Annotated in this window: 10 protein-coding genes and 1 tRNA gene; 8 read left to right on the top strand and 3 right to left on the bottom strand. The window is 67.7% G+C overall.

Features of this window, described 5'->3' with window-relative positions:
- Positions 1 to 188, bottom strand: a 188-nt coding sequence (locus ACFE64_RS13995) for a transcription termination/antitermination NusG family protein (RefSeq protein ID WP_375393072.1), incomplete at its 3' end; no start/stop codon positions are given.
- Positions 189 to 207: 19 nt separating this feature from the next.
- Entirely contained in the window at positions 208 to 405 is a 198-nt protein-coding gene (gene secE / locus ACFE64_RS13990) for a preprotein translocase subunit SecE (protein ID WP_375393071.1), read from the bottom strand.
- Between the two features lie 276 nt (positions 406 to 681).
- On the opposite strand from secE, the gene ACFE64_RS13985 reads away from it, so the two are divergent.
- Complete coding sequence (locus ACFE64_RS13985; protein ID WP_375393070.1) at positions 682 to 1680, top strand: hypothetical protein; 999 nt, start codon at positions 682 to 684, stop codon at positions 1678 to 1680.
- A 126-nt stretch (positions 1681 to 1806) separates the two neighbouring features.
- Here the strand turns inward: ACFE64_RS13985 and ACFE64_RS13980 are convergent, their stop codons facing one another.
- The gene (locus ACFE64_RS13980; RefSeq protein WP_375393069.1) at positions 1807 to 2106 is read right to left on the bottom strand and encodes a hypothetical protein; all 300 of its coding nucleotides are present in this window, start codon (positions 2104 to 2106) and stop codon (positions 1807 to 1809) included.
- 229 nt (positions 2107 to 2335) lie between these two features.
- Between ACFE64_RS13980 and ACFE64_RS13975 the strand changes: the two genes are divergently transcribed.
- From ACFE64_RS13975 to fusA, 7 genes are all read left to right on the top strand, one after another.
- Positions 2336 to 3220 carry a hypothetical protein gene (locus ACFE64_RS13975; RefSeq protein WP_375393068.1) on the top strand — a complete coding sequence of 295 codons (885 nt, stop codon included), beginning with the start codon at positions 2336 to 2338 and terminating at the stop codon, positions 3218 to 3220.
- Positions 3221 to 3228: 8 nt separating this feature from the next.
- Positions 3229 to 5307 (top strand): Eco57I restriction-modification methylase domain-containing protein, encoded by a 2079-nt coding sequence (locus ACFE64_RS13970; protein WP_375393067.1) that lies wholly within the window; start codon positions 3229 to 3231, stop codon positions 5305 to 5307.
- Entirely contained in the window at positions 5217 to 6107 is an 891-nt protein-coding gene (locus ACFE64_RS13965; protein WP_375393066.1) for a hypothetical protein, read from the top strand. Before ACFE64_RS13970 ends, ACFE64_RS13965 begins: the two co-directional genes overlap by 91 nt.
- Before the next feature lie 52 nt (positions 6108 to 6159).
- Positions 6160 to 6233: transfer RNA gene (locus ACFE64_RS13960), tRNA-Trp, on the top strand.
- Positions 6234 to 6402: 169 nt separating this feature from the next.
- The gene (gene rpsL / locus ACFE64_RS13955) at positions 6403 to 6774 is read left to right on the top strand and encodes a 30S ribosomal protein S12 (RefSeq protein ID WP_093665944.1); all 372 of its coding nucleotides are present in this window, start codon (positions 6403 to 6405) and stop codon (positions 6772 to 6774) included.
- 47 nt (positions 6775 to 6821) lie between these two features.
- A complete protein-coding gene (rpsG, locus tag ACFE64_RS13950; RefSeq protein ID WP_375393065.1) occupies positions 6822 to 7292 on the top strand; it encodes a 30S ribosomal protein S7 in 471 nt (156 codons plus the stop codon).
- A gap of 81 nt (positions 7293 to 7373) precedes the next feature.
- A partial coding sequence (fusA, locus tag ACFE64_RS13945) for an elongation factor G (RefSeq protein ID WP_375393064.1) occupies positions 7374 to 8762 on the top strand: 1389 nt, incomplete at its 3' end.

The raw sequence follows: 8762 nt of genomic DNA, 5'->3' as shown, positions 1-8762 counted from the left end.
TAGCCGGGCATGAACTTGCGCTCGACCGCGATCTTCTTGCCGCGGCGCGCCTCGGTCACCGTCTCGGTCGGCACCTCGATCTGCTCGACGAGGCTGTCGAGGCCGAGGCGCGTCGCCTCCGCCATGATCGCGTCGCGGACCTTGCCCTCGAAGCCCGAATAGGCGTGAATGATGTACCAGCGCGACATGGCCGGGGGTGTCCTTTGCTTACTGCGCGAGCTTGAGGAGCGCGGTGACGACCGTCTCGAACACGGTGTCGATGCCGAAGAAGAAGACCGCGAGCACGGTGGTGAGGATCGCCACCATCAGCCCCGTCATCCACGTCTCCTTCCAGGTCGGCCAGACGACCTTCTTGCGCTCGGCCTGGACCTGCTGGACGAACTCGACGGGGGTGGTCTTGGCCATGGCTCGCATCGTTTCCGGGACAAGCCCCGTCGGCCGCCGGGCGGCTGCGAGGTCATCCACGCTATAGGGATGAACGGGGAGATAGCGCCGAGGTCCCGCCAAGGCAAGTCGCGCCAACCGGCTCTGTCATGCCGGCCTTGTGCCGGCATCACCGGCGGTCGAGCCCATCGCCGCGAGCGGCTCCCAAGCGCCGGACCACCCTGCACTGGGCCCCAGCACAAGGCCGGGGTGACGGAGGGCTTGCAATGTAGGATCGCCCATGCGCCTAGGCTCGGGATGCCCGCGCGCCCGCTCACCCCCGCCCAGCGCGGGCAGCACGCCGCCTTCCTGCGCGAGCTCGCCCGCACCGGCAATGCCCAGGCCGCCGCCCGCGCGATCGGCGTGAGCGACCGCACGCTGCACGCCCGCCGCAAGGTCCACCCCGCCTTCGCGCAGGCCTGGGACGCGACGCTCGCCGCCGCCCACGCCCGCCTTCACCGCGCGGGCGGCGCGCGCTCGGCCCCCGGCCGCGGGGAGGGCGGCGGGGCGGGGGACCGCGCCGCCGCCGATCAGACCACCATCAGCCTCTGCCGGAACGGCCGCCTCCAGCTCCGCCGCGCGCGCCGCGATGCCGTGACGCGTGCCGGCGAGCAGCGCTTCCTGCTCGCGCTGTCAGCCACCGCCAACATCAGCCTCTCGGCCGCCGCCGCCGGCGCCTCGGCCGCCGCCTTCAACAAGCGCCGCCGCGCCAACCCCGCCTTCGCGCGCGAGGTCCGCGCGGCGCTCGCGCAGGGGTATGAACGGCTGGAGAGCGCCCTCCTCGAAAGCTGGCTGCCCGGCTCGGGCGAGGATGCCGCGTGGCGCGCCAACGAGCCGCCCGCGCTCCCGCCGATGACCCCCGCCCAGGCGCTGCAGCTGCTCCACCTCCATCATCGCGAGGTCCACTGGCGGGAGACCGTCCTCTCCCGTCGCCTGCTGCCCGGCGAGACCGGCGACCTGCGCTCGGCCAGGATGAGGCGGCTCTACGGCGCGCGGCTGGCCGCCGACGCGGAGGAGACGCTGGCGCGCGAGGCGGCGCGCATCGCGGCCCGCCTCGAACGCCTGGCGCCGCCGCCGATCATGCTGCCGGATCTGAGCCAGGTGCAGGGCTGGTCGCAGGCGGACCCGGCCAGGACGGCCGCCAACGCCGGCCGCCCGCATGGCGGCGCGATGCGCGAGGCGCTGACGCAGGAGGCGCAGGCGCGGGGGCTGCAGAACGCGCGGGCGGCGCGGCGGGGGGTGGGGAGGAAGCGGTAGGGTTGTCCGGCTTGAGGCGATCGGCCAAGCCATCCCGCCACCCCGGCCGTGAGCCGGGGTTCCGATGTGCTGCGGCTTCGAGTGCGATCGGGACTGCGGGGCGAGCCCGGGGTGACGAGCAAGGGTTCACCACGGTGGATCGTTCTTTAGGCGGCGAGCAGCAGCGCGATGCGCTCCAGCTCGCGTCTGAAATCGCAGCACAGCTGCGCGCGCTCCGCCTCGTCGGGAATCCAACTGACCAGGTGCGGGGAACATGATGCGCCGGTATTTCAGCTCGTCCGCATCCCACGGTCCCTCGCGCGTGCAGCGCCGCGCCTGTTCGAGCAGGGCGAGCGCATCCGCGCGGATCTCGTCCGGGTCGAACAGCGGCCGGTCGGCAGCCGGCCGATCGTCGCCGAAACCAAAGCCGAGTTGCTCGTCCGCCATGGCATCGTCTAACGCGGTGTCGCATGTCCGTGAAGCAACCGTACGGCAATATTGTGGAGCAATCCCGTCCGAGTTCGATCTTTGGGCGATTGCGCGCTTCGAGGGGGCCGATCCGATCCCCGAATTGCCGTTGGACCGCGCGCCCTGAGCGGTTATCAGCGGGTTTTATACACGTCACGTTGCCGTTGGACCGCGATCTCTGAGCGGCTCATCCGCACAAAGGCACTTCGTGACACCCGAACGTTTCAAGCCGCTGCTCGACCGTGAGTTTCTGAAGGCCGAGCTGGCGTACGAATATGAAGACTATGTGGTCGCCGGAGTCGACGACGCCGTGCGCGCGCGGCTGGCACAATGGGCCGCGCGCGAGCTGAAGCGCGAGACCCAGGCGGAGGCGGCGTTCACGCAGGCGTTCTTCGCCGAGCTGTGGGGCTATCGATTCGATACGGGGCAGGAGGGCGGCTTCGAGCTATGGCCCAAGTTCACGATCGCCGGCGCGGGACAGACCGGCAACCGGGGCGAGGCGGACCTGGCGCTCGGGTTGTTCGGCGGCAACCGGCCGAACACCCCGCAGGTCGTGTGCGAGTTCAAGGACATCCGCTCGGGCCTGGACGCCCCGCAGGCCCGGAAGGGCAACACGCGCTCGACCGTGATGCAGGCGCGCGACTATCTGTGGAACGCCCGGCGGGGGCTGTTCGGCAACGAGCCGGTGCAGCCGCGTTACGCGATCGTCACCGACATGAACGAGTTCCGGCTCTACTGGTGGGACGGCTTCCCCGATCGCTATCTGCGCTTCAAGATCGAGGGCGGCGACCTGTTCAATCGGCAGACGCTGACGGGGGCGGACGAGGAGGCGCGGTTCGATCGCTTCCTGTTCCAGCGGCTGTTCCGGCGCGACATGCTGCTCAGCGAAGCCGGCCGGAGCCGGCTGGAGCGGCTGATCGAGAAGCAGGGCCGGGTCGAGGATCGGCTGGAGGCGGAGTTCTACGCCGACTATCGCGCATATCGCGAGGTGCTGATCCGCCACATCCTGCTCCAGCGCCCAAGGTTGCAGGGGGCGGCGGGCGTGACGCGCAGCGCGCGGTCAGGCTGGGGCAGAAGCTGCTCGACCGCCTGATCTTCGTCATGTTCGCCGAGGACATGGGCTGGCGCGTGGGCTTCCCGCCCAGCGCGCTGTCCGACGAACTGAAACGTCAGAGCGAGGACCAATTTCTCGAACCCGAAGGCGACGAGGTCTGGCGACGGCTGAAGCAGATTTTCCGCGTCATGAACGACGGCGGCCGTCTCGGGACCGCCGACATCCACAGGTTCAATGGCGGCCTGTTCGCCGACGACGCCGCGCTGAATGCGCTGCAGCTGCCCAATCGCCTCTTCGTCCGCTTCGGCCAGGGGCAGAACGAGGCCAGGCTGGCCGAGCACAAGCAGACGCTCTTCTATCTTGCCTGCCGCTACAACTTCTCGCGCGAAGGCGACGCCAAGAACGCGATCGGGCTCTACACGCTCGGCCACATCTTCGAGCAATCGATCGTGGAGCTGGAGGCGCTGGAGGCCAGGGCCGAGGATCGACCCTGGCTGACCGAGATCACCAAACGCAAGCGCGACGGCGTCTATTACACGCCCGAATGGGTCGTGCGGCGGATCATCGAAGAGGTGGTCGATCCCCTGATCGCGCGCTGGAAAGTCGAAGCGGGATGGCCGGAGACCGGCGCGCCGTCGCGAGCGGCCGCCGGGGCGTATTGGCGACGTATCCAGCAGATCAGGATCATCGATCCCGCTTGCGGATCGGGCGCGTTCCTGATCGTGGCGCTGTCCCACCTGGAAATCGAGTTCGCCGCCGCCATGACCGCGGCCTATGAAGCGGGCGCGATCGACCGGCGACTGGAGTCCGCCGACCTGACCGAGATCATCCTCGCGAACAATCTGTGGGGCGTGGACATCAACCCCGCCTCGGTCGAGATCACGCGCCTGTCGCTATGGCTGCACACCGCCAAGGCGAACCGGCCCCTGTCGGCGCTGGAGCGCAACATCACCTGCGGCAACAGCCTGGTCGACGGCAATTTCTACAAGTGGAAGCGGCTGGACGACCCGGAGGAACGCGATCGGATCAACACGTTCGATTGGGAAGGTGATTTTGCGCTCGGCTCGTTCGATGCGGTGATCGGCAATCCGCCTTACGTGAAATTGCAGAACTTCATGAAGGTCAACGCCGACATGGCGGGCTGGCTGGCGTCTCCGGCCAGCGGCTATCGTTCCACGCGCAGCGGCAATTTCGACCTGTACCTGCCCTTTATCGAGCGCGGGCTGCAGCTGCTGAACGACGACGGCCGGATGGGCTATATCGCGCCGAACCTGTGGCCGACGCTGGAATATGGCGAGGGGCTGCGCGCGCTGGTCCATGCCGGCCGCCATCTGGAACGCTGGCTCGACTTCCGCTCCTGGCAGGTGTTCGAGGAGGCGACGGTCTACACCGCCATCCAGGTGTTCGCGAAGCGACCGGCTGAGGGGATCCGGCTCGGCTTCGCAGGTGACGGGGACACCAGCAAGGTCGACTGGCGCGACCCGATGCTGGTGCTGCCCTATGGCGACATCGCCGCCCCGCTGAAACCTTGGCTGATCGCGCCCGCGCCGGTGCGGGGACTGATCGAGCGGCTGGGGCGCGAGGCGACGCGGCTCGATGCTAAAGAGAACACCGACGGCATTATCGTCGGCATCCAGACCAGCGCCGACCACATCTATCACCTGCGCAAGGTGGCGAAGGGCCGCTACGCCTACCGCCCGCGCGAGGTGCGGGACAGGGGCGGCAAGGCGCAGGCGGTCAAGCTTGACGAGGTGGTGGTCGAGATCGAGGACGCGGTGATGAAGCCGCTGGTCTCGGGGGCGGACGTCAAGCGCTCCTGGAGCCGCGGACCGATACGCACTTGCTGTTTCCCTACCGCGTCGATGAAAACGGCGCGCGGCTGTTCACGCCCGACGAGATGGCGGAGCGCTTCCCGCAAGCATGGCGCTACCTGCGGCTGTTCGAGGCCGAGTTGCGCCGGCGAGATAGCGGCAAGAACGATTCGGCCGAGAAGTGGTTCGGCTACATCTACCCGAAGAATCTTGATAAGCAGGAGGTGCCAAAGCTGCTGGTTGCGCAGCTCGTGCCTGATCTGCGCCTTGCGTTCGACGATCGCGGTCTCTTCTACGTCAACAACGTGCGCGTGAACGGCATTCTTCCGCGCGGCGACAACGGTTGGTTCCTACTCGGCGCGATGAACGCGTCCGTGACCAACTACATCTTCAAGTGGCTCGGAAAGCCGAAGGACAACGGCTTCTTCGAAGCCAACAAGCAGTTCATCGCGCCGCTACCGATCCCGCGCGCCGACCGCATCGATCGCGCCGCGCTGACCGCGCTCGCCCAGGGCCTGCAACAGCGGCGCACCCGGCAGATGGACGAGCGGGCCGCGCTGGAGGAGCGGCTGGGCGACACGTCGCGTCCGCCGCTGCCGCTGGAGCGGCTGCTCCCCGATGTGCGGCCGATGGGCGAGATCGAGGCGGCCGCGCCGCGGCGCATTCCGGCGAACGAACGCAAGGCCTGGGCGGACGAGGAGCGGCGCGGGCAGGAGGAGTCGGCGCTGGCGCGGATCGACGCGTTGCTCCGGCCCACGGCGGAGCTGGTCGTCATGGCCGCGGATGGCGCGGTGCGCGTGGCGGTGGAAGAGGTTGAGGCCGCGCGGCTCTTCGTCGCGCTTGAGGCCGAGCCGCTGGTGGCGGCGCAATGGCGCGCGGTCGCGCTGGATTTCACGCCGACCGGCAAGGGCGATGCGAAGCGCTTGCTCGATCGGCTGCGGCGCGTCGCGCTCGATGCCGAGCCGGATCTGGCCGCGCAGATCGTGGCGCTCGGCGCGCGGCTGGCCGAACTCGATGCCGTGCTCCGCGATGACGAGGCCCAGCTGCACGAGTTGACGTGCCGGCTGTTCCGCTTGACACCGGAGGAGCGGGCGCTGGTGGAGGCGGGGCGGTAGCCGGTCGATCTTGCCCCGCCGATTGTCCGGCGTTAGAGGCTGATCCGCGCGAAGGGGTGTAGCTCAGCTGGTTAGAGCGTCGGTCTCCAAAACCGAAGGCCCTCGGTTCGAGTCCGAGCTCCCCTGCGCGCCGTTGACCGAATAAGCGACATCGCTTATTGCTGCGTCGTCCATCGGCGTGCCGGCGGACATGCTTGAACATTGCTGGATGCGCTTAAAGGGGCCCGCGCGGCCCTTTTCGTATTCCCGGTGCTGTAAAGGCTCCAGCAAAGTAACCCGAAAGGTGAAGGGCTTCATGCCGACGATCAACCAGCTGGTCCGCAAGGGCCGCGAACCGCAGAAGGCCAAGTCCAAGGTCCCTGCGATGGAGCAGAACCCGCAGAAGCGCGGCGTCTGCACCCGCGTCTACACGACGACGCCGAAGAAGCCGAACTCGGCGCTGCGCAAGGTGGCCAAGGTGCGCCTGACCAATCAGCGCGAGGTCATCAGCTACATCCCCGGCGAGGGGCACAATCTGCAGGAGCACTCGGTGGTGCTGATCCGCGGCGGCCGCGTGCGCGACCTGCCGGGCGTCCGCTACCACGTCCTGCGCGGCGTGCTCGACACGCAGGGCGTCAAGAACCGCAAGCAGTCGCGTTCCAAATACGGGGCCAAGCGCCCCAAGTAAGCGCCGGCCCGTCCGGATCCCGCTGAAATCCTGAAGGAAGCAAGAGAATGGCTCGTCGTCGTCGTCCCGAAAAGCGGGAAATCCTCCCCGACCCCAAGTTCGGGGATGAAGTCCTCTCCAAGTTCATGAACTCCGTAATGTACGACGGCAAAAAATCCGTCGCCGAGCTGATCGTCTACGGCGCGATGGAGACGGTCGAGACCCGCGCCAAGCGCGATCCGCTGGGCGTGTTCCACGACGCGCTGAACAACATCAAGCCGGGGATCGAGGTCCGCAGCCGCCGCGTCGGCGGCGCGACCTATCAGGTGCCGGTCGAGGTGAGGCCGGAGCGCGCGCAGGCACTGGCGATCCGCTGGCTGATCGCGGCCGCGCGCTCCCGCTCGGAGAACACGATGTCGGCGCGCCTTTCCGGCGAGCTGCTCGACGCCTCCAATAACCGCGGTAACGCGGTGAAGAAGCGCGAGGACACGCACCGCATGGCCGAAGCCAACCGGGCGTTCAGTCACTACCGCTGGTAGACCTTCACACCGTCGCAATCTGACCCATATCGTGGGGAGCCGGCCCGGGTCGGCTCCCCACATTTACAAGGACCCACGCCCATGGCCCGCAGCCATCCGCTCGACCGGTATCGCAACATCGGCATCATGGCGCACATCGACGCCGGCAAGACGACGACGACCGAGCGCATCCTCTATTACACCGGCAAGTCCTACAAGATCGGCGAGGTCCATGAGGGCACCGCTACGATGGACTGGATGGAGCAGGAGCAGGAGCGCGGGATCACCATCACGTCCGCCGCGACGACCTGTTTCTGGAAGGCCGAGGACCAGCAGGGCCCCGAGCACCGCATCAACATCATTGACACTCCCGGCCACGTCGACTTCACCATCGAGGTCGAGCGCTCGCTTCGCGTGCTCGACGGCGCGGTCGCGTGCTTCGATGGCGTCGCGGGCGTCGAGCCGCAGTCGGAGACGGTGTGGCGGCAAGCGGAAAAATATAAAGTTCCGCGGATGTGTTTCGTCAACAAGCTCGACCGGACGGGCGCTAGCTTCGAGCGGTGTGTGGAGATGATCAAGGACCGGCTCGGCGCGCGGCCGGCGGTGCTGTATCTGCCGATCGGCATCGAGGGCTCGTTCAAGGGTCTGGTCGATCTGGTCGAGAACCGCGCGATCATCTGGCTGGAGGAGAGCCTGGGCGCGAAGTTCGAGTATCAGGACATCCCGGCCGAGCTGGCCGACGCCGCCGCCACGGCGCGCTCCGAGCTGATCGAGATGGCGGTCGAGCAGGACGACGACCTGATGGAATCCTATCTGGAGGGCACCGAGCCGACCACCGCCCAGCTCAAGGCGCTGATCCGCAAGGGCACGCTCAACTTCTCATTCGTGCCGGTGCTGTGCGGCTCGGCGTTCAAGAACAAGGGCGTGCAGCCGCTGCTCGACGCGGTGGTCGACTATTTGCCGTCGCCGCTCGACGTGCCCCCGATCCAGGGCCTGAAGCTCGACGGCGAGACCGAGGATTCGCGCCCGGCCGACGACGCCGCGCCCTTCTCCGCGCTTGCGTTCAAGATCATGAACGACCCGTTCGTCGGCACGCTGACCTTCGCGCGCATCTATTCGGGCAAGCTCGACGCCTCCTCGACCGTCACCAATTCGGTGAAGGACAAGAAGGAGAAGGTCGGCCGCATGCTGCTGATGCATGCGAACAGCCGCGAGGACATCCAGGAGGCCTATGCCGGCGACATCGTCGCGCTGGCGGGGCTGAAGGACACCACCACGGGCGACACGCTGTGCGCGCAGAACGCGCCGATCATCCTGGAGCGGATGGAGTTTCCTGATCCCGTGATCGAGCTCTCCGTCGAGCCGAAGACCAAGCAGGATCAGGAGAAGATGGGCGTCGCGCTCAATCGCCTGGCGCGCGAGGACCCATCGTTCCGCGTGTCGTCGGACCCCGAGAGCGGCCAGACGATCATCAAGGGGATGGGCGAGCTC

Source organism: uncultured Sphingomonas sp. (assembly GCF_964250165.1).
Lineage (GTDB): Bacteria > Pseudomonadota > Alphaproteobacteria > Sphingomonadales > Sphingomonadaceae > Sphingomonas.
The sequence above is the reverse complement of the archived record's forward strand: the minus strand, read 5'-3'. Positions and strand labels throughout refer to the sequence as shown.